This is a genomic window from Streptomyces sp. NPDC043876, assembly GCF_056435825.1.
The window spans coordinates 172859-196813 of sequence record NZ_JBWKDV010000002.1 but is presented as its reverse complement, the minus strand read 5'-3'; the positions used below and the strand labels follow the sequence as shown (position 1 = coordinate 196813).

21 protein-coding genes are annotated in these 23955 nt (G+C 64.1%); 14 read left to right on the top strand and 7 right to left on the bottom strand.

Going from position 1 to position 23955, the window contains the following annotated elements; all coding sequences use genetic code 11:
- Window positions 1-85: 85 nt before the first annotated feature.
- Window positions 86-1801 (bottom strand): glycosyl hydrolase family 18 protein, encoded by a 1716-nt coding sequence (locus tag AC0693_RS06060; protein WP_478801091.1) that lies wholly within the window; start codon window positions 1799-1801, stop codon window positions 86-88.
- 252 nt (window positions 1802-2053) lie between these two features.
- Window positions 2054-3178: an LLM class flavin-dependent oxidoreductase gene (locus tag AC0693_RS06055; protein WP_469317543.1), complete on the bottom strand. Its 1125-nt coding sequence runs from the start codon at window positions 3176-3178 to the stop codon at window positions 2054-2056.
- 287 nt (window positions 3179-3465) lie between these two features.
- Between AC0693_RS06055 and AC0693_RS06050 the strand changes: the two genes are divergently transcribed.
- The gene (locus AC0693_RS06050) at window positions 3466-4224 is read left to right on the top strand and encodes an IclR family transcriptional regulator (RefSeq protein WP_356404580.1); all 759 of its coding nucleotides are present in this window, start codon (window positions 3466-3468) and stop codon (window positions 4222-4224) included.
- 288 nt (window positions 4225-4512) lie between these two features.
- The gene (locus AC0693_RS06045) at window positions 4513-5733 is read left to right on the top strand and encodes a J domain-containing protein (RefSeq protein WP_478801090.1); all 1221 of its coding nucleotides are present in this window, start codon (window positions 4513-4515) and stop codon (window positions 5731-5733) included.
- Window positions 5734-5805: 72 nt separating this feature from the next.
- On the opposite strand, the gene AC0693_RS06040 is transcribed toward AC0693_RS06045, so the two are convergent.
- Window positions 5806-6561 (bottom strand): response regulator transcription factor, encoded by a 756-nt coding sequence (locus AC0693_RS06040; RefSeq protein ID WP_478801089.1) that lies wholly within the window; start codon window positions 6559-6561, stop codon window positions 5806-5808.
- Between the two features lie 172 nt (window positions 6562-6733).
- Here AC0693_RS06040 and AC0693_RS06035 point away from each other — a divergent pair, with 172 nt between their 5' ends.
- The 12 genes from AC0693_RS06035 (at window position 6734) to AC0693_RS05980 (ending at window position 16521) form a co-directional block, all read left to right on the top strand.
- Window positions 6734-7261, top strand: coding sequence for a glycine-rich domain-containing protein (locus tag AC0693_RS06035; RefSeq protein ID WP_478801088.1), 528 nt, complete (start codon window positions 6734-6736; stop codon window positions 7259-7261).
- 77 nt (window positions 7262-7338) lie between these two features.
- Window positions 7339-7929: a class I SAM-dependent methyltransferase gene (locus AC0693_RS06030; protein WP_478801087.1), complete on the top strand. Its 591-nt coding sequence runs from the start codon at window positions 7339-7341 to the stop codon at window positions 7927-7929.
- Window positions 7930-8191: 262 nt separating this feature from the next.
- The gene (locus AC0693_RS06025) at window positions 8192-8458 is read left to right on the top strand and encodes a hypothetical protein (protein ID WP_478801086.1); all 267 of its coding nucleotides are present in this window, start codon (window positions 8192-8194) and stop codon (window positions 8456-8458) included.
- Window positions 8459-8463: 5 nt separating this feature from the next.
- Window positions 8464-8613, top strand: coding sequence for a hypothetical protein (locus AC0693_RS06020; protein ID WP_478801085.1), 150 nt, complete (start codon window positions 8464-8466; stop codon window positions 8611-8613).
- Window positions 8614-8921: 308 nt separating this feature from the next.
- Window positions 8922-11210, top strand: coding sequence for a type IV secretory system conjugative DNA transfer family protein (locus tag AC0693_RS06015; RefSeq protein ID WP_478801084.1), 2289 nt, complete (start codon window positions 8922-8924; stop codon window positions 11208-11210).
- 136 nt (window positions 11211-11346) lie between these two features.
- Window positions 11347-12162, top strand: coding sequence for a replication-relaxation family protein (locus AC0693_RS06010; RefSeq protein WP_478801083.1), 816 nt, complete (start codon window positions 11347-11349; stop codon window positions 12160-12162).
- Between the two features lie 57 nt (window positions 12163-12219).
- The gene (locus tag AC0693_RS06005) at window positions 12220-12513 is read left to right on the top strand and encodes a hypothetical protein (RefSeq protein ID WP_478801082.1); all 294 of its coding nucleotides are present in this window, start codon (window positions 12220-12222) and stop codon (window positions 12511-12513) included.
- 136 nt (window positions 12514-12649) lie between these two features.
- Window positions 12650-13237, top strand: coding sequence for a hypothetical protein (locus AC0693_RS06000; RefSeq protein WP_478801081.1), 588 nt, complete (start codon window positions 12650-12652; stop codon window positions 13235-13237).
- Window positions 13238-13275: 38 nt separating this feature from the next.
- A complete protein-coding gene (locus tag AC0693_RS05995) occupies window positions 13276-13461 on the top strand; it encodes a hypothetical protein (RefSeq protein WP_478801080.1) in 186 nt (61 codons plus the stop codon).
- A 90-nt stretch (window positions 13462-13551) separates the two neighbouring features.
- Window positions 13552-14535, top strand: coding sequence for a DUF932 domain-containing protein (locus tag AC0693_RS05990; protein WP_478801079.1), 984 nt, complete (start codon window positions 13552-13554; stop codon window positions 14533-14535).
- 82 nt (window positions 14536-14617) lie between these two features.
- On the top strand, window positions 14618-14842 hold the full coding sequence (locus AC0693_RS05985) for a hypothetical protein (RefSeq protein ID WP_478801078.1): 225 nt from the start codon (window positions 14618-14620) through the stop codon (window positions 14840-14842).
- Window positions 14843-14931: 89 nt separating this feature from the next.
- Complete coding sequence (locus AC0693_RS05980) at window positions 14932-16521, top strand: recombinase family protein (protein ID WP_478801077.1); 1590 nt, start codon at window positions 14932-14934, stop codon at window positions 16519-16521.
- 513 nt (window positions 16522-17034) lie between these two features.
- Here the strand turns inward: AC0693_RS05980 and AC0693_RS05975 are convergent.
- The 4 genes from AC0693_RS05975 to AC0693_RS05960 all read right to left on the bottom strand — a co-directional run bounded on the left by AC0693_RS05975 (window position 17035) and on the right by AC0693_RS05960 (window position 23657).
- Window positions 17035-18183, bottom strand: coding sequence for a restriction endonuclease subunit S (locus tag AC0693_RS05975; RefSeq protein WP_478801076.1), 1149 nt, complete (start codon window positions 18181-18183; stop codon window positions 17035-17037).
- The gene (locus AC0693_RS05970; RefSeq protein ID WP_478801075.1) at window positions 18180-19706 is read right to left on the bottom strand and encodes a type I restriction-modification system subunit M; all 1527 of its coding nucleotides are present in this window, start codon (window positions 19704-19706) and stop codon (window positions 18180-18182) included. The genes AC0693_RS05975 and AC0693_RS05970 overlap by 4 nt, the downstream gene beginning before the upstream one ends.
- A gap of 131 nt (window positions 19707-19837) precedes the next feature.
- Entirely contained in the window at window positions 19838-22228 is a 2391-nt protein-coding gene (gene hsdR / locus AC0693_RS05965; RefSeq protein WP_478801074.1) for an EcoAI/FtnUII family type I restriction enzme subunit R, read from the bottom strand.
- Between the two features lie 88 nt (window positions 22229-22316).
- Window positions 22317-23657 (bottom strand): transcriptional regulator, encoded by a 1341-nt coding sequence (locus tag AC0693_RS05960; protein WP_478801073.1) that lies wholly within the window; start codon window positions 23655-23657, stop codon window positions 22317-22319.
- Window positions 23658-23955: the final 298 nt, after the last annotated feature.

The window sequence follows — 23955 nt, the reverse complement described above, 5'->3', positions numbered from 1 at the left end:
CGTCCCGCAGAGGTGACACGCCTGCGCCCCGCCCCGGGAGAGAGGGGCGGGGCGCAGGTGTCGCTCGGCGCGGGGTGGGGGGAGATCAGCAGGCGCCGAGGTCCTTCCAGACACCCCATTCACCGGTGGTGCCCGGCGTCTCGTTCTGCGTCCACCACTGGGCCTTGTACTTGCGGCCGTTGTGGGAGACCTCGTTGCCGGCGGTGTAGACGGTGCCCGCGACGTACGCCGGGAGCGATCCGCAGCCGGTCGGCGGCTGCGTGGTCGGCGGGGTCGTGGTCGGCGGGGTCGTGGTGGGCGGAGTGGTCGTCGGCGGGGTGGTCGTCGGCGGCGTGGTGACCGGCGGCTGCGTGGCACCGCCCAGCGCGTCCGAGATCTGGTTCAGCAGGGTGGTCTTGTCGTCCAGGCCGAGCAGGGAGTACATCATCGCGCCGGCCAGGCCGCGCTGCTTGCCGTAGTCGACCCGGGCCTGGATGGACTTCTGGTTCAGGCCGGTGAAGAACTCGCCGTCCTTGTAGAAGTACGAGGCCTTCGCCTGGTCGTCCCAGAAGGTGGTGGCCGGGTTGTCGACGATCCCGCCCAGTTCCTTGTAGTTGGCGATGCCCGCCTGCTGGCTGGTGGGCCGGGCGGCCGAGGGGCCGGTCGCGCTCTGGGCGAGGCCGTTGGTGGTACCGGCCGGGACGCCCTTCCAGCCGCGGTAGTAGAACTCGTAGCCCAGGGTCAGCTTGTTGGCGGGGAAGCCGCCCGCGATGCCGTAGGCCGCGTTGCCGTCGATCCAGGAGTCGATGGCGTTCTTGATGCCGTACTTCTGGGTGCCGGGCGCGATCGGGTCGGTCGGGTCGGCGGCCGAGTTCAGCAGCGGGGACTGGTGGTAGGTGGGCCCGTCGCCGTCCCAGGCGCCGTGCATGTCGTAGGTCATGATGTTCGCGTAGTCGAGGTACGCGCCGATCTTGTCCGTCTCGATGTACTTGATCTTGTCCTGGCCCGCCGGGAGGGCCGAGGTCAGCAGGTACTTCTTGCCGCCGTTGGCCGCGCCGTAGGCGTCGAGCTGGGTACGGAACTCCTTGAGCAGGAGCGTGTAGTTGGCCTTGTCCTCGGGGCCGGTGTGGTTGCCCAGGTGGCCGCCGGTGGAGCCGGGGTACTCCCAGTCGATGTCGATGCCGTCGAAGATCCCGGCCGCGCTGCCCGCGCCGCCGTAGCCGCCTTCGACCGGCAGGTTGCCCTTGATGTACTGGTCGATGCAGGAGGAGACGAACTTCTTCCGGCTCGCATCGGTGAGCGCCGCGTCGTGGAAGTACTTGGAGTAGGTCCAGCCGCCGATCGATATGTTGATCTTGAGGTGCGGGTACTTCGCCTTCAGCTGCTTGAACTGGTTCATCACGCCCACGATGGGCTGGTCCCACTTGTCCGCGACGCCACTGACGCTGTCGGCGGCGCTGAAGGACTTCTGGTAGTCGGCGTAGGAGTCCCCGGCGCCGTCACCGGCACTGGCGTTGTTGTCGTCGCCCGCCGCCTTGTTGGCCTCGAAACAGGTGAGGTTCGTGGGGTGGATGTTGCCGAACGAGTAGTTCAGGACGTCCAGCTTGCCCGCGATGCCCCGGGTGTCGAGCTGCTTCGGATAGAAGGCGTTCCCGTACACGCTCCACTGGTCGTAGTAGGCGATCCGGACGCCGCCGGCCGCCGTGGCGGCGGTCGTGGCGTCCGCGGCTTGCGCGGTGCCGAGGCCGGCGAAGGTGGCGAGCACCCCGGCGGCGAGGGCGGCCGTGGTGGCCGCCGCGATGAGGGGTTTACGGATGTGCATGGGGGGCCTCCGGAGGCGGGGGGAGGGCAGAACGTTGCGGGTAGGTGAAGTGATAGCGATCACCCCGACTCCGCGTCAATGGTTTGGACCAAACAAGGACTAGACCACTTGAACGGTAAACACCCTTGTCAGAGCCCTGACCGCACAGCAGAAACCGCCCGCCACCCCGGGTGACGAGCGGTTTAAGGCCCCCTTAGGCCACCTCCGCGCAAGGTTTCGGCAACAAACCAGCCGAACCCCCGCCGGGCGCACTCAGGCAGGTCCGGCGCCCTCCGCGGGCAGCCCGTACGCATCTGCGACGAGCCCGTACGAGCGCAGCCGGGCGGCGCCGCTGTGCCCGGTCGCGGTGAGCATCAGCTCGTCCGCGCCCGTCCGCTTCACCAGCGCGTCCAGCCCGTCGCGCACCGCGTCGGGGGTGCCGTACACGACGTTCGCGAGCCAGCTGTCGATGAACTCCCGCTCCAGGGAGCTGAAGGAGTACGCCGCCGCCTCCTCCGGCGTCGGCACCAGCCCCGGCCGCCCGCTGCGCAGCCGCAGCATCGACAGCGCCCCGGTGAGCACCTGCGCGTGCGCCGCCTCCTCGGTCTCGGCGGCGAGCGCGGAGACCCCGATCAGCGCGTACGGCTCGGCCAGCACCGCCGAGGGCCGGAAGCTGCGCCGGTACAGCTCCAGCGCGGGGATCGTGCCCGCGGCCGAGAAGTGGTGGGCGTAGGCGAAGGGCAGGCCGAGCTGTCCGGCGAGGTTCGCGCTGAAGCCGGAGGAACCGAGCAGCCACAGCGGCGGCCGCGCGGCCGGCCCCTGCACCGGTCCGGGCACGGCGTGCACGCGGGCGTAGGGGTGGCCGTCGGGGAAGTCGTCGTCGAGGAAGCGGGTCAGCTCCGCGAGCTGGCGCGGGAAGTCCTCGGCGCCCTCGTCGAGCCGGCCACCGCCGCGCAGCGCGGTGGCGGTGCGCCCGTCGGTGCCGGGCGCGCGGCCGAGGCCCAGGTCGATCCGCCCCGGCGCGAGCGCCTCCAGCGTGCCGAACTGCTCGGCGATGGCGAGCGGGGCGTGGTTGGGCAGCATGACCCCGCCGGAGCCGAGCCGGATCCGGGAGGTGTGCGCGGCCAGGTGGGCCAGGATCACGGCCGGGGAGGAGCTGGCGACCCCGGGCATGGAGTGGTGTTCGGCCACCCAGTGGCGGTGGTAGCCGCGCGCCTCGGCCAGCCGGGCGATCTCCACGCTGGTGCGCAGGGAGGCGTGGGCCGTGCTGCCCGCGCCGACGGTGACCAGGTCCAATACGGACAGCGGCACCGGCGCCGAGCCCCGGACGGTTCCGCGGACCGCGTCCGCCGCGCCCCCGGCGTCCACCGCGCCCCGCAGGTCCCCCGTGTCAGCCATCTTCGCTCCTCTGTCGTCCCTCGGCGGCCCTGTCCGGCCGCCCACTGTGTGCGCGCCCACCGTCGTGACCCGTTCGTGACGGCGGCGTACGAAGGGATCGAACAGCGGCCGCGCCCGGGGCATTCCCGGCACACCGGGGCACGGTGCATGACCCAGGCACATGCCAAGCGGGTAGCCCCTGACCGAGGGCGTAATTGAGCCATCAAGTTCTTCAACAGCTGCTCCGCGTGCTCCTCTTCGTGGCTATCGTGTGAGAGCAAGCGGTAACAACCTGCTAGGGGGAAACCGTGGCGCTGAAGCCCGAGCCGACCGCGCCGTTCCACTCGGTGCAGTACGCCTTGCGCGTACTCGAAACGATCGCCCGGCACACCGGGGGTGTGACGGACGTCCAGATCGCCCGCGAGACCGGGCTGCCCGCGGCCCACCTCACCCCCATGCTCCTCATGCTGCGCCGCGAGGGCTACGTCCTCCAGGTGTCCGACGGCGCCTACGCGATAGGTGACTCGCTCGTCCTGCTGAGCTCCGGCACCGACCGGCAGCAGGCCTTGCAGGACAAGCTCCAGGAGACCCTGGACCGCCTGCGCGACTCGGTGGGGGCGGCGGTCTACATCAGCCGGTACGTGGACGGGGAAGTCAGGATCACGCAGTTCGCGGACAGCCCCCGCACCCCGAAGGTGCACGAGTGGGTCGACTTCCGGTCCGCCGCGCACGCCAGCGCGGTCGGCAAGTGCCTGCTGACGCAGCTCGACCAGAACGGCCGCCGCGACCACCTTTCGCGCCACAAGATCGCCCGGCTGACGTCGAAGACGATCACCAACGAGCGGATCCTGTTCTCGAAGCTGGACAGCCAGCCGGCCACGGTGCCCGTGCTGGACCTGCAGGAATACGCGGTGGGCACGGTGTGCGCGGCGGTGCCGATCACCGCGGGCGCGGCCGTGGGCTGCCTGGCGCTGTCGATGCCGGTGGAGCACGCGCACCGGCTGCGGGCCGCCGCGGACGCGCTGAACCGGAAGGCGGCGCCCCTGCTGCTCTCGCTCACGCTGTGAACCGGTGAGCGCGGGCGCGGAACGCACTTCGGGCGCTTCCCGGTGAACCGGAAACCGCCCGAAGCAGAGGTGCGCCGCCAGGGACTCGAACCCCGGACCCGCTGATTAAGAGTCCGATGGATGACGAGTCGGACGGTGACGAATAATGTCGCGCCGTACCGTTCTCGCAGGTCAGCGGGTGTCAGGCCGTACCAGCGGCAACCGGTCTTCCGTGGGGTGGTTCAGCGCGGCCGTTAGCCCGGCGCTAGCACGCAGACGGATCGTGGCCCTCGTTCTGGGGCGGCGGTCATGAAGCTTCCGGAATATGACGTCTACGCGGTGCTGGGCGTGAAGCTGGACGCCAACCTCGCCGCCATCCGCCGAGCACACCGCGCCTGTGTACGTCACGCTCACCCGGACCGTCGCCCCAAAGCTGACGCGGCCCGTGCCCACGAAGACATGGTGCGGATCAACATGGCCTGGGCGGTACTGAGCGACCCTGCTACCCGTGCCGAGTACAACGCCGGCCGAACCGCCAAGCCGAAGAGTCAGCCGCGTCGAGAGCCTCCGCCACCTCCACCACCACGGGTCGTCGTGCTCAATCCACAGGTGGTGGACTTCGGGCCTGTTGCCGCTGGCGAGATACCGCCGGACCAGGTCGTGACCGTCTGCTTTAGCGAAGGATCGACCATCCGTTACGCCTGGGTGCTGAAGGACCGTGGAGACTTCTGGCAGGTGGTCGAGCCGCAGTCGTATCGCGACGTCTCAGCGGTGACGCTACGGCTGCGGGCCCGGCCGATGACGGCGCACGATGCGCTAGGTCCCCGCCAAGACCGGCTCCGACTCGTGGTTGATGACCTCATCGTGCTGGTGCCGGTCTGCATAACCGTGGTGGAACCGGCTCCACCGCCGCCACCGCCGAGACCGACGCCTCCACGACGTCCAGCCCCGCCACGGTCTACGCCGCCACCGAAGCCGCCGCCAGCATCAGCACCGAAGGCATCGCCGCCGCCTCGCTGGGGCCGCAGACCGCGCCGCCACATCGGACGCGGCCTGGCCGACCTGCTGCTGCTCGTCCTGGTAGCGGTCGTGGCCGGGTTCCTGGTCAATGCTCAGCACGAACTGCCAGCCCAGGAGAGCGCCCACCCAGACCGTTACTGCTCGGTCTCCACCAATCACGGCCAGGTGACCGACTACTACCGCACCAATCCAGGGTCTAGGACGAAGGCTGGCGACGTCCTGTGGTCGGCCGCTACCCCGACATCGGAGAAGGATCCCTTCGTCGCCTGGTGGACGTCAGCGTTTCCGTACTGGGAGCGGGCCAACCAGCAGGCCGACTTCGTCTCGGAAGGCTTCGGCTACGGGCAGTACCAGTACCTGGAGGTCTCGGTGATCTGGGCGCAGGGCTGGGAGCCACTGACGGGGCTGTTCGAGCGCCACCCGGACCTCAACGCAACGGCAGAAGCTGCTCAGCGAGCCAACTTCCTGACCAAGTGGGTGCACGAGTTGGGCGCGCCGCGATGCAGCTGACCTTGTGCGTGACGCCCTCTGACAGATCCCGGCCCACCTGCAAGGCCTCGCGCCAGCCGCAGTGGCCAGCTTCTAGCCTGCGGCTTTCCCGAGCACGTCCTTTTGGCCGTGCCGTCGGCACCAGCTCCGGATGTAGCCGGAGTGCTGGCCGCACCATCGGTAAACCACCTGCGCGTTCATATGTAGATCAGGATCGTGCTCGCCTCGGGCGATGATGAGCGGCCCCAAGTGCTTCACCAGCTTGTTGACGGTGTTCAGCCCCAGCCCTGTCGCCGCCGCCAGCGACTCGGCATCACTGGCTCGACCTGCCCCGATGGCGCCAGCGAGCCGGGCAGCTGTTCTTCCGCTCCGTGGCCGGCTGAAGTACTGGTCAATGGACCACTCATCGGACCTGATGAGTTTCTGCACGGCGGTGCTGGCCGGTGGTGGGTGGTGGTAGGCGGCGGCATGAACCGCCTTGATGAGGTGGGCAGTCCCATCGGCCTTCTGTATCACGCACACAACCTCGGGCTGGTGTAGGGCCTCCTGAAGGTGCTCCCGCTCGCCACCGTGCCCCTGGGCAGCGAAGATCACTGGGGCGGTTCGGTCGCACTCGCGGAGGAACTCCAGCACGTCTAGGCCATCGAAGTCGTACTCCACCCGGTAGTCATTCCAGGTCAGGTCGATGACGACCACGTCGTGCCGGACCTGGTGCGCCACGAGCCGTCGGATGTCCGCTTCGTCAACCGCGGCCAGCACAGTAGCGCCGCGGATCTCCTGCTCTAGAACGGGAGCGATGATCCGGCTCAGCGCTGAGGCGATCAGGATCCTGAGCGGCTGCTCCTCCATACCTTCGATGCTCCTCCGCTGAGCCACAAACGGCAAGATCTTGCCTCGCGTCCCGATTCTCTAGCAAGACTTGCCCGGACAAACTGAAAGTGACCAATCATCTAGCTGTTCTTCTTGGCGTCCTCTCTCAGAATTGAAGTACCGACTACCGAGAGGGATGATGATGGAAACCATGCAGATCGCGCCGCTTTCGAGCATGCAGTTCCAGAGCGCAAGCGAGTACCGGCGGCTCGTGTCGACTGAGCTCTTCGGTCGGCTGATCCACCGGATCATGAAGGACGAAGAAGTCAGCCAAGAGCTGGCCGAGCGAATCATGGATTCGGCTCTCGGCTTCCTCTGCGCTTCAGCGACTGCGGACAGGCGTGACCTGTCGCCGTCGCCACTCGTCGACATCGGCTGGCACACGTTCATCCTCTACACGCGTGACTATGCCGAGTTCTGCGAACGAGTAGCTGGCCGCTTTATCCATCATGAGCCGAACGATAATCCTCGCGCCTCTCGGAAGCCGGGCGGAATCCAGCGGACGATCAGTGTCATCGAGTCCGCTGGCTTGCCGCTCGACAGGATGGTCTGGACCGGTTATCTTACGCGCGGTAAGGCCGCAGCGATCCTCAATTTCGATCCGACGATGCAATCCAATTGCAGCGTCGATTGTGATGGCGGAGGTGGCGGCCCGGGCGGCGAATGCACCTGCTCTTAGAATTCCGCAAGGGTGCAATCCTCAATTGAGGATTGCACCCTTTTGTGTTATAGTTATGCCATATCGAGAATTTCTCAATGGCGGTCGACTGGAATCGGGCATACACTTCGGGAAAGGATTATAGCGGCGTAAGTAGCCTGGTTTTTAGTGATGTTCTCATTCATTCTCGGCTCCGTCCGGGCGGGATCGTCCTCGATGTGGGGTGCGGGACTGGTGAGCTTGTGGAGAAGTTTGCCGAGCAGGATCTCCTGGTCACTGGGATTGACCCCTCGGACGTAGCCATTGAAAAAGCTCATCGTCGAATCGAGAACAGCGACGTCGCTCGAAACGTCCAGCTGTTCACCATGTCTGTAGATGAGCTGTATCGGGCCCCCCACTTAAGTTCGCAGAGATACGACCTGATCTCTTGCAAACTCGCTTTCGCATTCTTTCCCGACAAGGCGAGATTTCTCGACTGGGCAAGCAAACACCTGCGCCCGGAAGGGAGCCTTCTCCTCGTCACTCCAGTCCTGCTCCCTGGCCATGTAGCCACGCCCCGACTGGAGAGAATATCCGTGGAGTACGGGGAGCTGATGAGGCTTATGCGTGGTAGCTTTCGAGCGGTCACGGAGATAGATCGGTACGTCCAACAGCAGGATGACGTTAGAACCTTTCTCCTTCGCCCTTAACCCGGTCCAATAGGTCGGCGGGAGCGGCAGTAGTCGCGGTTGGGGCATGGTTCGGTTTGGGTATGAGCAAGATCTTGCCGTAGCCAGAGATCAAGAGACCAAGACTTGCCAGTCGCCGGAGAAACTCGCTCACATTGCACTTGAGTCCCGGGTGCGGCCGTGAAACGGTTCCTTCTTCGTATGCCTTTCCTTCAACACACAGGTGTGTTGTTGCAGGGCTTCAGCGGGCTTCGGCTACGAGTCGGAGTCGGAAGGGATCACCATGGCTGATCAAGCGTCCGCCGGTGCCGGAGTTGCGGGTCTCAAAGCGCTTATCGCCCGCTATGAAGAGTTGCGGGCCGCAACTCATGCTGACGCCACCGCAGTCGTCTCCGCTGGCTGTCGCCTGCGGGCCATGATCGTGACCAAGCAGATCATCTCGGCCGAGCCGAGTGAGCTGCTGGAAGCGGCCTATGCCGAGGTGACCGGGATCATGGCCATCGTCAGCGCCCTGGCCGGCTCTCTGGCCAACTTCGACACCACCGCGTAGGCGTCATGTCCCCGCACCAGCAGACCGCACTCAAGGTCGTGCTTGTCGCCTTCGCCGTCATCATCGCGGGCCAAGTCCTGCAAGGGCTCATCGGCTACATCATCGTGGCGGCCTTCGTCGGACTGATCCTGAGTCGCTTCTTCGGCCGACGGTAGGCATTCGCAAAGACTGTCGCTAATTAGTACGATCGCGGCAGAACCTGCGCGCCAAAAATGCAATACAAAAGCCCACTCGTGCCAGATACAGAGCCTTAAAGTAATTGACTTTTCGGCTCTGTCGTGCTATAATTGATGGGTGAAGTTGCAATGGATCTACTTGCGCTTCGCGTAACCGCCACCAAATTCGCCTCGGCGGATTTTTGTGGCCAAGGGGGGTGGATGCTTCGTGAAGCACCACGCAATCACTGGCCCGTCTCGGCCGTAGGTGTCCCTTATTCGCTGCCTCCTCATAATGGAGGCCGTCCATGAGCGACACTACAAGGCTTGTCGCAAGCGCCGCGCTCTTCAGCGCCACCATCGCATTTATTCTCTTCTTGCGCTTTCGCGACCAGCTAACCCGAGACACCGCCCGAGTAACGTACCGGCTCGGCTTTCCGCGTGACCTGACCATTGGGCAGGTGACGGCCTTCCTGCACGCCCTGACCCGGCTGCGGCCGTCTCGCGGTTGGCTATTTGGCCGCGACAGCGTCGTGTTCGAGTCGGTCGGATGGCCCGGCCGCATCGAGCACCGGCTCCGGCTGCCCAAGCACCAGGCGGACGTGCTCCTGCGCCAGCTGCGCGGCATCGTGCCCAGCCTGCGCGCCACCCTCATTGACATTCCGGCCCTGCCCTCGGCTCAGTGGCTGCGACGTATCCGCCTGACCACGACCGCCCGGCCGTTGCGAACGGATGCCCCAGAGGCGTTCACCACCGGCGTGCTCAGCGCGCTGCAACCACTGGCACGAGACGAAGCCCTCGTCTACCAACTGGTGGTCTATCCCGTCCGGACGCCGCAGCTGCCGCTGGCAAGGCAGCGCACCGCGGGCTCCGGCCTGCTACCGCCCTGGCTGCAAAGCCTGAGTCAGTGGCTAACGGCCACACCGCCCGCGACTCTGGACAAGCAGGCCGCGGCTGACTTCAAAGCCAAGACGGCTGAACCGTGGTTTGCCGTCGTCGGCACTGTCGGTGCAGCGGCCAGCGACCGGCCGCGGGCTCACCTCTTGGTTGGCCGGCTCATGGCCTCACTGCACCAGCTCGACCAGAACGGTGCGGCCCTGGTGCCTCGCTGGCTGCCTCGCCGGGCAGCCGACTGGCTGGCTCGAGGTGCGACCGGCAACACGGTGGCCCCGGTCTACGTCAATGCCCGTGAGGCCGCGACGATGCTCGGCTGGCCGCTGGCCGGCCCCACGATGCCGGGCCTGGCGCTAACCGGCGGCCGATCGTTCCCACCTGTCCCCGAGCTGCTGTCGTACGGCCGCATCCTCGGTACCGCCACTTACGACGGTCTGCAACGCAGCATCGCGGTGTCGTCCACTGACGGCCTGATGCACCAACTCGTCACCGGCCCCACCGGCTCGGGCAAGTCCACGCTGCTACTTAACGAGCTGGTTCAAGACATCCAGGCCGGGCGGGGCGTCATCCTGCTCGACCCCGGTGGAGACCTGGCTCGCGACGTGGCCGACCGCATCCCCGAGGCGCGCATCCGCGACCTGATCTACCTCGACGCCAGCGATGACCGGCCAGTGGGCATCAACCCGCTGGCCTGCTCCAAGGACGACGCCGAGTTGGTGGCCGACCAGGTTATGGAACTGATCAAGGCCAACGCCGACAGCTGGGGACCACGTCTGGAGGAAGTGCTCAAGGCCGCGCTGGTTCTGTTGGCAGCGACCCCCGGAATGACGCTGGTGGAACTGCCCGCCGTCCTGACCGATGAGGTCTTCCGTGCCTCACTGCTGGCCCATCTCGATCCCGCCTTCGCTCCGACCGTGGGAGCCTTCTTCGCCCGCTTCAACAGCTGGAGCGAAGGTGAACGCGGACAAGCCGTCTCGGCCGTCATCAACAAGATCTCGCCGCTGACCGACCGGCGACAGCTGCGCGCCATGCTCGGCCAGGCGAAGCCCGCCTGGACCATGCGAGAGGTCATGGAGCAGCGCAAGATCCTGCTCGTGGCCCTGCCGTCTGGCCTGGCCGGCTCCTACGCCGTCGATCTGCTCGGCGGTCTGCTGGTCAGCATGGTTTGGAACGCCGCCATGCGCCGGGCTGCCGTCACCCGCGACCAGCGCCGACCGACCTTCCTCTACATCGACGAGGCCGCCCGCTTCCTGCGCAGCGGAGCTGACCTGACCGACATGCTGGCCCGCGCCCGTGGCCACTTCCTTGGCATCATCGCCGCTCTCCAGCACATCACCCAGGTACCGCCGAATCTGCGTGCCGCCTTGCTGAGCGAGGCCCGCACCAAGGTCGTCCTCCAGCCCGGTCCCGATGACGCCACCACCCTGGCTCGTGCTCTCGGCCCGCAGGTGAAGCCGGAGGACCTGCTGACGTTGGAGCCGCGCACCGCGGTCGCCGCCATCGTCGCGAACGGTCAGGTGAGCCCGCCCGTCAGCATCGCCACCAATCCGCCACCTGAGCCCACCGGCTTCGGTGATCAGGCTCGGGCCGCCTCCCGAGCTGCCTACGGCCGAGACCGGGCCGAGGTCGAGCAGGAGATCGCTGACCGACGCCAGGCCAGCCGGCCCCGCAGCGGCGCTCGCGGAGCCCGGCCCGCCCAGTGAGCCTGTCACTAGACCTGTCGTGATGTGGCACAGCTGACCTGCCCGTTCTTCCAGGTCAGACCGCCTTCTTGACTCATCCCCGTGTATGAATCTCTACCCCTTTCCATACACATCTTTTGAAAGGAGCCCTACCGCTATGCCTCCGCCTACTCGTCCCTTCACCGGTGGTCGTCTGGCCCAGCTGGCCGTCGACCTAACCACCCGTGAACGCCAGTTCCTCGCCGAACTCGCCACCCTCCACGTCGCCACGACGGCTCAACTTGGCCGTCTCGTCTTCGGTGAATGCAAGTCGGCCACGACCGCTCGGCTGGGCCAGCGGCATGCTGAACGGCTGGTCCGGTTAAACCTGATCCAGCGCTACGCCAACCGCTCCCGCGACCGCAAGGTTGGGGCACCGGGGTACGTGCTCACCCTGACCGAGGCTGGCTGGTCCCTCAGCGAGGCTGATACTGCCGCCCGCCAACGTCAGCGCCGCAGCTGGATGCCATCCGACGCTTTCCTTGCCCACCGTCTGGCGATCTCGGAGCTGTACGTCCGCCTGACCGAGCAGGGCCGCGACGGTGGACCAACGCTGCGGGAGTTCAAGGCCGAGCCCGACAGCTGGCGGCGCTATCTCGGTCTGGGCGACGAGCCCCAGGTAGCCAAACCGGACGCCCTGGTACGCCTCGTCGCCAATGGCCTGGAGCTGTCCTGGTTCGTGGAGATCGACCGGGGCACCGAAGGCCAGCGCCACATCGCCGACAAGTGCGACGCCTACCGCCGCTTTGAACTGTCCGGTGTCGAGCAGCAGCGCTTCGGCATCTTCCCCGGTGTCATCTTCATCGTCCCGACTGCCACCCGCTGCCAGGCGGTCCAGCGCGTCATCGACCGGCAGACAGCAGCGGCTCGTGGCTTGTTCGTCGTCACCACGGAGGCCGACATGCTGACCGCCCTCGCCTCACCTATCACGTAGGTCCGCACAACCGAATACGTCCAGCTCGAATCAACCAACGAGAAAGGAACCCGGTAAATGACTACATCAGCAAAGCGAGAGGCGCTCATGGACGCAACCGACATCGTCGCGTATTACTACGGCGAGAAGACCGTTTGCCTGGACTGCACCAAGGATCTGGCCGCCCCGTTTTACCTCATCGACAGTCCGGAAATCTTCACCACCGAGCAAGTGCTCGATGAAGCGGCCAAGACTGCCGGGATCAACCGCAACGACGAGGACAGCTACACGTCGTACGAGTTCCCCAAAATCCTCTACGCCGAAGACTTGGTCGACGGCGAAACCTGCTTCGTCTGCGACTGCACGTTGTGACTGGGGTGGCAGACGTCCACTCGACCAGCCGCGGGGGTTCCCGGCTGGTCGGGCGGGCGTCTGCCCGAAGGGCTCTGAGCACTGAGCCTCACCGCTGAAATCAGTGCTTGTTCTTACCTTCGGAAGGGAGTCAGCCATGTCTGACCTCACCACCGAAATGCTGCGGACGATGGAGCCGCAAGACCTGGCCGCGCTACTGCCGGCCCCCGTCCAGATCGGCGACGCGAACGCAGTCGTCCTCCGGGTCGCTGACCCCGACCTGATCGAGGTCTACTTCGCCGGGCGCATCACGGCCTACGGCACCAAGGTGCTGGAGATCCAGCCCATCGCTGACCCGGTGGTGCGCGAGGCCGTTTTGCGTGACGCCGTGGAGGCCCTGTCTATCTGCCGACGCATCGCCATCGAGGCCCACGCCGAGCAGCGTCAGGCCCACGCCACCAAGCTGGACGCGATCCGTGACTACGCCATCGAGGTGCACGAGAACGGCTCCGTCTGCCGCGACGGGCTGGACAGCTTCCTGTCCACGTTCGAGTTCGAGCCGTACGCGACGACCGTCAAGGTCTCCTACACGATCACTGGTAGCTACGAAGTCGATCATGGCGACAAGGCCGCTGCTGAGGAAGACGCCCTGAAGTACCTCCAGCCCGACCTGTCGAGCCTGGACGACGTCGATGACGTGACCTCCACTTACGAGGTCTCGGATATCGACGTCTCGGACGTATAGCCCAGTTCCCTGGCATCCCCACAGAGAGGAGCCATGACATGGACCTCAGGTTGCGGATCATTTTCGCGTCGGGTGACACCGCGATCGACTGCGAGCTGGCCCGTATCTGGCTGGCCCACCAGATCACGTTCTTCACCGGGCTGCTCGTGGCCGGTTTCGAGGACGTCGTCCACCCGTCCAGCAGTTTCCAGATCGAGGCGCTGGAGTACATCGACGCCGAGTAGATCGCACCTTCCAATCCCCAGCCAGTCCAGGGAGCCCACCACCAGGTGGGCTCCCTTTCCTCATGCCTGCGGGCAGAAAGGACGGCAGCTATGTCTGCCAACGTTGAGTCGATGTTCTCCGTCAGGGAGATGCCCTGGCACCGTGAGGGGCTGGTTCCTGACCAGCACCCCAAGACCTGGGACGAAGCCCGGCAGCTTGCCGGCCTGACCTGGGACCCGATCACCGAGGCCGTGTACGAGCTCGTCAGCATCGACGGCCACGGCCGGCCGCTGTACCAGCCCATTGACGGCTGGCAGCGCATCGCCCGGTCTGACACCAGCGCCACGCTTTGGATCAACCGCGACTCGTACGCGGTCATCGACCACGGCGAGATGGGCGAGATTGTGGAAGCCGTCCTCGCCATACCCAACGTCTCGTGGGAAACCGCCGGCTCCCTCGATGAAGGCCGCTCCGTGTGGTGCCTGGCCCTGCTGGACGAGCCCATCGTCCTGCCGGGCGACGACAGCCCCACGCTGCCCTACCTGGCCATCACCAACCGGCACGGCCAGCCGGGCGGCTGCACCTTGCGAGCCACCGCGGTTCGCATCGTCTGCGCCAACACCTTCCGGGCCGCCGAGCTCGAAGGCGACCGCACCGGCACCACCTTCTCCTTCATCCACAAGCCGGGCTGGCGCAACCGCGTCGTCCAAGCCCGCGAAGCGGTGACTGGCGCTCGCCAGGAGATGCGCGCCTACGAAGCGCTGGCCACCGAACTGCTCGGCATGTCCGTCACCGCCCAGCAGCGCGAACTGTTCGTGCGGGAGTTCGTTCCCATGCCGCCCGAGGGTCTAGTGACCGACCGGGTCGCCAGGAACGTTGAGGAGGCCCGAGCGGCCATCCGAGCCATCCTGGCCTCGCCAACTACTGCTCCGGTCACTCACACCGCTTACGGCCTTGTACAGGCCGCCGGCGAGTACCTGGACCACGTACGTCGGTCCCGCACCTGGGAAACCAAGCTCAACCGCACGCTCATCAGGCCGGAGCCGCTGAAGGCCCAGGCACTGAAGCTCGTGCGGGAAGTGGTGCTCACCTGATGGTCTCTTGAAGCTCAAATCTGGCCCGGACCGGCTTCTGCTGGTTCGGGTCTTTCTTATCTAGTAATCGAGGGTTTTTATCATGCCAACCAACGTGCGGACTCAAGCTCAGCGACTGGACGAACTCCAGTCGATCCTTCGTGAAGACTATGGCCAAGACTTCGATCTGGTCGAGGTTACGGAAATTGCCGACTGGCTGAAGCGGTTCTATACCGCCCTCGTCAAGTTAGGCGTGCAGCGTCGAGTTGCTGAGCGTGAAGCCGTCACCCTGCAAAATAAGTTGAGCTTGGATGATTCACCAAAATGAGTCAAAATATCTATGCGGGGAACTATTAGCGATCCGGCATTGCCGGAGAAGGAGGTTCTACGAGTAACACTAAAAATAAATCAACTGCTGTGATCTTGGTCAGGGTGTCAACGAAAGAGCAGGAGCAGGAGGGGTTCTCACAGGAAGCCCAAGAGCGGTACTTGCGCGACTACGCCCAGCGAGCGAGCTTGAACGTAGCCAAGGTGTTCTTTATCGCGGAAAGCGCATCGAAAGCGGACCAGCGTAAGACCTTCAACGAGGCCATCGGCTATCTGAAGCAGCGTGGCATTTTACACTTTGTGTGCGAGAAAGTAGACCGGCTGCTGCGGAACTTCAAAGACACCGTCATGGTGGAGGACTGGCTAGCAGCCGACGAAACGCGCCGACTGCACGCGCCCAAGAACTCGCTCATACTTCACAAAAACTCATCGTCCCAGGAGAAGCTGGTCTGGGGCATGCACGTAGTCATAGCCAAGAACTACACGGACAACCTGAGCGAGGAGGTCCGCAAGGGTCAGCTGGAGAAGCTGCGTCAGGGCTGGCTACCTGCCGCTCCTCCCTTGGGTTATGAGAGCGTCACGGAGAACGGAAGGCGTATCCAAAGGGAAGTCCCAGCGCTCGTCCCTCTGATCAGGAAGATGTTCGAGTTAGCTGCTACAAAGCACTACACGTTGAAGTCTCTGTCTCAAGAGATGGCGAAACGTGGTCTCCTCGTCAATGGACACCCTGTGACGGTGAGTATGCTGCAACGTCTGCTGCATTGCACGTACTACATCGGGGTCATATCGTGGAATGGGAAGACCTATCCCGGCAGCCACATGCCGATTATCGCGGTCGACCTGTTCGATCGGGTGCAAGCGGCGGTCTCGCGGAGCAAGAACCTCTTGCAGCGCTACCGCAAACACGGCCCCCTCTATCAAGGGCTCATCGCCTGCACCGCGTGTGACGGACTCCTGGTATGGGAAACCGCCAAGGGGTATTGGTACGGAAAGTGTCCGAAGCCCCGGAACTGCTCACGCCGCGGTTTCGTGCGAGAGGAGATTGTTGATGCTCAGATGCTGGATCATCTGCGAGCCTTGAAGGCCCCGCATCCCAACCTAGCGGCTTGGCTCAAGACAAATCTGAAGGCCACCCTTGATGCAGAGCTGGCAGGTCGGCGATCGGCGCAGCAAGAGTTAGAGGCCGAGAAAGAAAGAATCAAAAAGAAGGTCGCGACCCTGTACGACGACCGCCTCGACGGACGTATCACGCCAGAGATGTATGACGCCAAGGTCATCTCGCTTCATGCGCAGCAGGCTGGCGTATCGGGACAGATCAAGAGTCTCGGCTCGGAAGATATGGAATATCTAGATAGCGCCCTCGACTTCGTCCAGTTGACGCAGTCGGCCGCAGATGAGTACGTGAAGTCCAGAAGCATCGACCGCAAACGGGAGCTCATTCGCGAGCTGTTCGATGGTCTTTCGCTCCACGAGTGCAACTTAAGCGTCGCCTACAACCGTCGTGCACGCTGGGCGTTGACCGATGTAGTGCCGGTCGGAGCTTCCGCGAGAGTCAAATTCGAACCTGCCGATAACAGCTCTACAAAGCAGAAAAGAGCCTCTGCCGAGACTCTTCAACCTACATGGCTGGCCATGTGGGCCAATATTCGAACACTGTTTATAACTGGCGTCAATAGCTAACGCCTCAGGTTAGCCCTTAGCTCGGCCGATCCCTTCCAGTTTTCCCCGCCTGGGAGAGGGGTCGGTCGCTTGCTTTTGGGGCCAGCTAGCGCAAGTTTAGAACCGACTGCCGAGAGGAGATTTCAAGGCTTCAGCAAGATGAGGCATTTAAATCCCTGGTCTCCGCGTTCGCTTCGGATCTTTCTGCGGCGCGGCCGGAAAAACTGTGGCCGCCGAGGGCAGCCTAGTGTTTACAGTCCTCTGGTTGGCCCACCAGCATGGTGGACCCGTTCCACCACACCTGGAATTACCTCAACTGCTACAGACAAGACTTGACGCACTTCGATAGTCCGGCCCAGCAAAAGCCTCGCACCGTCTCCGGGTGACGTGTCAGAGTGCTGGCCATGTCACCGCAGGCAGACATTAAATCGCGTAGCCTGAGTTCCCCCTTTCAGAGCAGGGGTCTGGACCCTGGTACTTGCTGCAACTCACAGAGGTTGATCATTCTGAAAGGGTGGGCTCAAATTCTGGACACTATACCATCTGTGAGAAGATTTTATTGAGAGTGGTTTGGTAGAGAGCGTCAATCCTTTTATTTCGCTCCTCCATCTTGCGGAGTGCGCCATAGATGCGGTCAAGGTGAGTCGCGATGCGCTTTTGAGTGGCGATGTCGGATGGGACGGGGATCTTGATGCTCTCGAAAGATTTAATGCCGAGTGTGCGATTCCTTCCCGCAGCCCCTGGGGACGCCTTTTGGATTAGCGGGAGTCCGCTTGAACTGAGGAAGAAATACCTCAAATATCGAATGTCGGTTGTATCGGACGATGCCCCGTAGGTCATGAACCGGTGAGAACCGATCATGCCCACCTCAGATTCGCTAGCCAGTGCGATCGCTCCTTCCCACGCGAAGACATTACTTAGGACCATTTCGCCAGGGTGGATTTCGAAGACCCTCTTGTTTCCGAGATCAGCCCCAGAGATCGGTTCCTTGTGGAAGATCCCCTTTCCGAAGGATCGGATGCCAATCTCTCTATACTCGCGGTCGGTATCCACATGAACGGGACGGCGGCGCAGCTCAACGAGTGATCCTACGCGAGTCAATGGGGCATCGAGTTGGCACAGGGCATCGTGAATGTCCTTCACCGTAGCTGCGGCACGCCGAGTGGCTTCAAGGGCATAGGTCCGCGCCTGGTATAGCCGGTCCAGCTGAGCTGTGATAGCTCCTTGCTCATTTAGCGAGCTAGGGAGAGGGATTTGCAGCGACAGGAATTTCTCCGGCTGGATCCGCTGGCGTCGTTGACCGAGTCCTCCGGCGCACTTCGCGAGAGCCTCGTGGAATCTGCTCCACCGGCAAACGTGTTGAATGTACTCGGGTTGAGCCTGTGTATAGTCAATCTTGAAGGTGGGAAATTCCGGGGAAACAAAGTATCCGTCATACTCTTTCGGGACGACGGATACGGACCCCTCCCAGCCAAACAGTCTGCTATAAGCAAGGTCGCCGGCACGCAGTCGATAGAAGTGGGGGTACTTGGTTTCGCTGCCCAGTGTCAACGGCCGAAGAAACATTCCCCGCCCGCGGTTGAGAATGCCGACGGTCTGATATTCCTCGCTGGGGCTGACCGAGACACGGTTCCTGTCCAAAGTGAGGAGATCGCGCAACGGAACAGTGGGATATTTGGTCATCCGTTGGCTCCGCCAAATTCGCCTTGCACCTGCTCTAGGAGGGCGAGGATTTCTCTTTCTGTCTCCACTAGATCAGCAATGAGATCGGCGGGGTCCCTTTGGGAAGCCTCCACGCTTTGATGAGGGTTCTGCAAATCAAGATTGAATTCATCGTTGAGCTGTTTCAGTGGAACTCGCCACGCGTGCGGCGTTTCTTTACGGCCGCCGCGGGTCGGGCCACCCCACCATGCTTCCACTTCAGCAAGATGGACATCTGCCATCGGCTTCGTCTTGGTGAAATTACGCCGGCCATCAGGGAGCGGCACCTCGTAGAACCATGTGGCCTTGGTAGGACCCGTCCGGTCGAAGAACAGGACATTAGACGGGATCAGCGTGTATGGGGCGAACACGCCATTCGGAAGCCGCAGGACAGTGTGGAGATCGAAGTGGTCCAGCATCTGTCGACGCACCTTTTCTCCGACCCCACCCTCAAAGAGGATGTTGTTCGGCACCACAACGGCGCAACGCCCACCCTCTTTCAAGCGCTCCATGATGACCTGGAGGAAGAGCCAAGCCGTGTCGGTGGTGCGCTTTTCCGTCGGGAAGTTCTTCAGAACACGTGATTCTTCTTCGCCGCCGAATGGAGGGTTGGTGAGGATTACATCAACGCGATGATGACGGTGAGATGCAATCGGATGGTGCAAGGTGTTATCTAGTGTCAGACTAGGTCGGTTGACACCATGCAGGAGCAGGTTCATCGTCGCCAACAAATAGGGCAGGGATTTCTTTTCGATCCCCTGCAGGTTGGCATCAATGGCACCGGCTTCTTCTGCGCTCACTCCCTCGGCGTACTGCTTGCGCAGATACTCGAAGGTTTCCACGAGGAAGCCGCCCGTACCGCAGGCTGGGTCAAGAACCGTCTCATGAGGCCGCGGGCCTGCCATCCGAACCATGAAACGCACCAAGGCCCGCGGCGTATAGAACTCACCCGAATCGCCCGCCGCGTCACGCAGCTCCTGGAGCATCGACTCATAGACATGCGCCATGGTGTAGACGTCGTTTTGGGCATGGAAATCAATACCCGCGATGGTGTCTACTACAGAACGCAGGAGATAACCGGATCGCATCCGGTTCTGCACTTCTTTGAAGATCGTCCCAATGACGTCGAGCTCAGGCGAACCAGACCGTCGGGCCAGATACGGCAAGAGCTCGGTGTTCACGAATTCAGTGAGGCTGTCACCCGTGCGGCGCTTCTTCTCCGGGCAGCCCGCCCAGTCACGCCACCGGTAAGGCTCCTCAATGAGCGGCTCGAAGGTTCCCTCGCCGAAGTCCTCCCGATCCTCCTCCTGGGCATCCAGAGCCTTGAGGAAGAGCAGCCAAGAGAACTGAGGAATGCGCTCGATGTCTCCGTTGAGTCCGGAGTCCTTCCGCATGATGTCTCGCGCCCGCTTGATGACGGCGTTGAGATCGGCGACCTTGGCACGCCGATCACCGGCCGGACGTGCAGCAGGGGTCTCATCAGGCAGATTGAACAGAGTGCTCACGCGAGTTCTCTCCGGACAGGACGGTAAGGCTCAGCGGCGGGTAGGCCGGTGGAAGCCTTTCGGATCAGTGGGTGCGGGATCTTCGGTGACGGCTCGAAGTCTCGTCCCCGCCCTCGGGAGGGTAGTCGCTTTCAGGCTGCGTAGAGTACTTTCTGGAGCTCATCCCAGGTCTGGCGGAGTCGCTCCGGTCCGCCAAAGAGGCTCGCGATCTCTCGGAGCGAGCCGTGCTGGCGCATCGGGTCCAGCTTCAGGACCTCGAGCTTCTCCAGTTCCCCGGCACCGTGCACCGCGTAACGTTCGAGCAGCTCGTCGATGACGGCCCGAGCTTCGTCCGGCAATCGCTGGAAGAAGTCGCCCTTGGCGCGCTTGGCCCGGTAGACCCGCTCATGACGACTGATGGCCGGCTCGTTCCAGGCCACGTGGACCAGCACGTCCAGGGGATCAGCGTCGGTCAACCCTGTCCGCTGGCACAGCTCGTCCAGAGCGATGCCTCGGACTCCCAGGGCCTCGGCGATCTCACTTCGCGAAGGGGCCGTACGCCAACGGGTGCGCAGTTTGTCCGGCCCAGGGAAGAGCTTCCGCACCACCCCATGGGCGTAGTCCCTGTATTCAACAAGACGGAGCTGGTCGCCGCCGGGCTCCGTCATCCAGACACCCTCCGCAGTGATGTGCACCTCGGTGTCATCGACCACGAACTTGCGAGGCGGTACCGGGGGCGCGGGCTGGTCCTCGGTGTTGTCCGGCGGGACCGGCTCGGAGGGGTCGGGCTCCGGAGCCTCAGGCTGCGGATCGCAGACCACCTGGCCGGCATCGTCGATCGTCTCCTCGACCTCGTACTCCGCCGGACCGTCGAACTCGGGGTCCTCAAACAGAACGGTGGCACCGACGAAGTCGATGATCTCGAACGACAACTTGTCGTAGTCCTCAGCCAGCCGGGTACCGCGGCCGATGATCTGCTTGAACTCGTGCACAGACCCAATCGGTCGGAACAGCACCACAGTGCGGAGGGTCGGGATGTCGACTCCCGTTGACAGCATCCGTGACGTAGTCGCCACGACGGGCGCCTGTGTTTCAGGATCCTGGAACTGTTCCAGCATCTGCTTGCCCCAGTCGCCCTCCTTGCTCACCATGCGAGCTGCATAGTCCTTGTGGATGCGCGACATGTCTTTGTTGGCGTTCGTTATGGCCTGGCGCATGTCGAGGGCGTGGTCGGAGTCGACGCAGAAGATGACCATCTTCCCCATGCGGTCAGTGTCATGGAGGTAGTCCGTGAGGTACTGGGCCGCCGCGTCGGTCCGCTTCAGCAGCGAAATGATGCGCTCGAAGTCCTTAGTCTCGTACAGGCCCTCGGGGATTTCGCGCCGGTACTTGTCAACCTCGCCAGCGTTGATCTGGACCCCCTCAGCATCCGGGCTGAGTACGACTCGCCGAACCCGATAAGGCGCCAGATATCCGTCCGTGATGCCCTGCTTGAGTGAGTACGTGTAGAGCGGTTCGCCGCCGAAGTACTTGTACGTGTCGATGTTCGCGGCACGCTTCGGGGTAGCGGTCAGACCCAGCTGAATCGCCGGGCTGAAGTACTCAAGGATCGCCCGCCAGCTAGACCGTTCATTGGCACTACCTCGATGGCATTCATCCACAATGACCAAGTCGAAGAAATCGGCCGGGTACTCCTTGAAAAGGTCGGCACGCGCCACATTGGTGAGCGCTTGGTAGGTAGCAAAGTAGATGCTGCGTGCAGTGTCCTTCTCGCCGCGGATGCGGTGAACCGCTTCACCGAAGACGGGGGTGAACTCGTTTCGCATCGGCTGCTCGATGAGGCTGTCGCGGTCCGTCAGGTAGAGCACACGCTTCAGGCCCGCCTGCCCCGTGTGCTCCCAGTACTGCATCAGCTTCCAGACGATCTGCATCGCCGTGAACGTCTTGCCGGTGCCCGTCGCCATGGTGAGCAGCAACCGGTCGCGCTGGCCGCCAAGACAAGCAGCTACCGTGCGGTGGATGGCGATCCGCTGGTAGTAGCGTGGCTCCTTCGGGGTCCCGTCAGCGTGCTTCAGTATGCGGCTGAAGGGCTCTCGCAGTACATCCGCGACGGTGCTGTCGGTGACACCCTGATGGGTCAGGTACAGGCCCCATAGCTCATCCGGGCGCGGGAAGTACTCGGGGTTCGTCTCCTCGCCAGTGAGGAAGTTGAACATAGCGACGCCGTGCCCATTGGTTGAGATGGCCACCGGCAGGTCGAGCTGCTCGGCGTACACCTTGGCCTGCTGCAGGCCGTCGCGGGGGTCGGCGTACTCGCGCTTGGCTTCAACGACTGCCACCGGGACGCCTTCAGCAATCTCCAGAACGAAGTCAGCCTGGAGGGGCCGTTGCCGGCGATGAGAACGACCAGCCCGTACGATCTGCCCGGCGGTGACAGGCACCTGCTCCTTGATTTGCCCAGGCAACCAGCCCGACTCGTCCTTCAGGCGCGGAAGTACGTAATCCCGGCACGTGGTCGCTTCGTCCCGCCCCTTGTCAGCCATGGTCATTACGGTACGCCAAGGCACTGACAATCGACCGGGCGTGGAACCTCAGAGCCCCTTCCGCCAGGGGCACTTGAGCGGAACGCTGTCAGGCGACAGCCGGAAGAGCCCGCAGCCTGTCCCGGAACTCACGGACGGACGGCACCGCGCCGTGTGGCTCCAGGTAGTCGCTGAACTTCGTCAGCCGGACGTACGCCCGGTCGGAGCGGACGCGGTTCTCCAGCAGCTCCAGGCCGAGGTTGGCGGCGTCCAGGGCCCCGTCCAGGTCCCGGGCAGCCAGGCGGGCCGTGGCGAGGCGGCCGGAGCGTACGGCACGGTCGCGCGGGACCGCTTGGTCCACCGCGATCGCGAGGGCGCTGGTGGCGCGCTCGGGGAAGCCGGAGCGGAGCATGATCTTGCCCTCGGTGGACTTGAGCTGTGCTTCCCCGTACCAGCCCAGCCAGTCGGGGAGGTCGCCTTCATGGTGGGCGCCCCAAAGGTCGTAGGCCCGGTTGAGCGACTTGCCGGCCGCCTCGTGCTGGGTGTCTCGGGACAGGGCTTCGGCTTGGTGGAGGTAGAGGTACGAGGCCGCCGCCTGCGGGAGGGCCGTCGGGGCGTTGCCGATGGCGGTGTCGATGAGCTTCACACGCGCGGCCGTGGCACCTGAGTCGGAAAGGTGGATGCCCATCTCGGCCAGGATGAAGGCGCCGAAGCCGTCGTCCTTCGCGCTGTGTGCGCTGCGGAGAGCGCCGACGTAGTAGCGCTGGCCGAGGGAGCGAAGGCCCTTGTCGTAGGCCATCCATCCGGCGAGGTACGACACCCGGGCCGCCGTGGCGTAGAGGCGGTGTTCGACGGCGTCGGTGTAGCGCCCGTGGTCGAGGAGGCCGGTGATCAGGGCGAGGTCGCTGGTGGCCTGGTCCAGGAGGCGAGCGCCGCCCATCTGGTCGTCGAGCGTGCGGAGGGTGTCCACGCGCGCTTCGATGGTGGTCACCATCGCGTCGGTGACGTGGTCACCGTCGAATGCCGAGGCGAACGCCTCTGGCGCGGCTGCCCAGTTGGCCGCGACACCCGTCAGCGCGGCGCCAGTGATGGACAGGAACCCCCGGCGATCCATGTGGCCGCTCCTGACTAGATCGGCGAACACCTTCACGGTGCCGGCCGGAGTCCACGGGGCCACCAAGGCCGTTGACTCCCAAGCCGGTAGCCATCGGGGCCAGGCCGCCGAGCGTACGTGGTCCTCTGGAACCCCCAGCAGGTGGGCGAGCACCAACTGCGCGTCCGTGTCGGGTTCCTGCCCTTGCTCCCACTTCCAGACCGTCGTCCGGTTGGTGGCCAGCGGTACGCCCAGCTCGCCCCCGCGTTCACACATGAGCCGGGCTAACTCGGCCTTGCCCCAGCCCTTGCCTTCTCGCACGTAGGTCAGCGGGTGCAGAGCCATCGGGTCAGACATCCCACCTCTCCCCTCAGGTCGGTAGTCAGGAGGTTACTCCCCGTGCGAGAAACGGGGGTTTCTCTCGCTGGAGAAACCCCCGGGAAACGTTCCGGGCCCGTGGTCCACGGCCGTTCACTGGGCCCCACGCCGTTCGGAGCTCAGCACCCGGGCAACCGGCTCCCCCGCCCCGCTCCGGACGGCTCCCAGGACCGCAGCCCGTCATCGGCGCCCCCTCACGTGGGTGACGGGCTGCACCACCTCCGAGGAGATCGTGATGAGCCAGCCTCTGCCTGTACGCGCGCCCGACGCCAGCGGA

Excerpts from the sequence above, each read along its gene's own strand:
- AC0693_RS06060 (WP_478801091.1), bottom strand. The coding sequence starts at position 1,801 with ATGCACATCCGTAAACCCCTCATCGCGGCGGCCACCACGGCCGCCCTC.
- AC0693_RS06055 (WP_469317543.1), bottom strand. The coding sequence starts at position 3,178 with ATGGCTGACACGGGGGACCTGCGGGGCGCGGTGGACGCCGGGGGCGCG.
- AC0693_RS06045 (WP_478801090.1), top strand. The coding sequence starts at position 4,513 with ATGAAGCTTCCGGAATATGACGTCTACGCGGTGCTGGGCGTGAAGCTG.
- AC0693_RS06040 (WP_478801089.1), bottom strand. The coding sequence starts at position 6,561 with ATGGAGGAGCAGCCGCTCAGGATCCTGATCGCCTCAGCGCTGAGCCGG.
- AC0693_RS06035 (WP_478801088.1), top strand. The coding sequence starts at position 6,734 with ATGCAGATCGCGCCGCTTTCGAGCATGCAGTTCCAGAGCGCAAGCGAG.
- AC0693_RS06030 (WP_478801087.1), top strand. The coding sequence starts at position 7,339 with ATGGCGGTCGACTGGAATCGGGCATACACTTCGGGAAAGGATTATAGC.
- AC0693_RS06025 (WP_478801086.1), top strand. The coding sequence starts at position 8,192 with ATGGCTGATCAAGCGTCCGCCGGTGCCGGAGTTGCGGGTCTCAAAGCG.
- AC0693_RS06020 (WP_478801085.1), top strand. The coding sequence starts at position 8,464 with ATGTCCCCGCACCAGCAGACCGCACTCAAGGTCGTGCTTGTCGCCTTC.
- AC0693_RS06015 (WP_478801084.1), top strand. The coding sequence starts at position 8,922 with ATGAGCGACACTACAAGGCTTGTCGCAAGCGCCGCGCTCTTCAGCGCC.
- AC0693_RS06010 (WP_478801083.1), top strand. The coding sequence starts at position 11,347 with ATGCCTCCGCCTACTCGTCCCTTCACCGGTGGTCGTCTGGCCCAGCTG.
- AC0693_RS06005 (WP_478801082.1), top strand. The coding sequence starts at position 12,220 with ATGACTACATCAGCAAAGCGAGAGGCGCTCATGGACGCAACCGACATC.
- AC0693_RS06000 (WP_478801081.1), top strand. The coding sequence starts at position 12,650 with ATGTCTGACCTCACCACCGAAATGCTGCGGACGATGGAGCCGCAAGAC.
- AC0693_RS05995 (WP_478801080.1), top strand. The coding sequence starts at position 13,276 with ATGGACCTCAGGTTGCGGATCATTTTCGCGTCGGGTGACACCGCGATC.
- AC0693_RS05990 (WP_478801079.1), top strand. The coding sequence starts at position 13,552 with ATGTCTGCCAACGTTGAGTCGATGTTCTCCGTCAGGGAGATGCCCTGG.
- AC0693_RS05985 (WP_478801078.1), top strand. The coding sequence starts at position 14,618 with ATGCCAACCAACGTGCGGACTCAAGCTCAGCGACTGGACGAACTCCAG.
- AC0693_RS05975 (WP_478801076.1), bottom strand. The coding sequence starts at position 18,183 with ATGACCAAATATCCCACTGTTCCGTTGCGCGATCTCCTCACTTTGGAC.
- hsdR (WP_478801074.1), bottom strand. The coding sequence starts at position 22,228 with ATGGCTGACAAGGGGCGGGACGAAGCGACCACGTGCCGGGATTACGTA.
- AC0693_RS05960 (WP_478801073.1), bottom strand. The coding sequence starts at position 23,657 with ATGTCTGACCCGATGGCTCTGCACCCGCTGACCTACGTGCGAGAAGGC.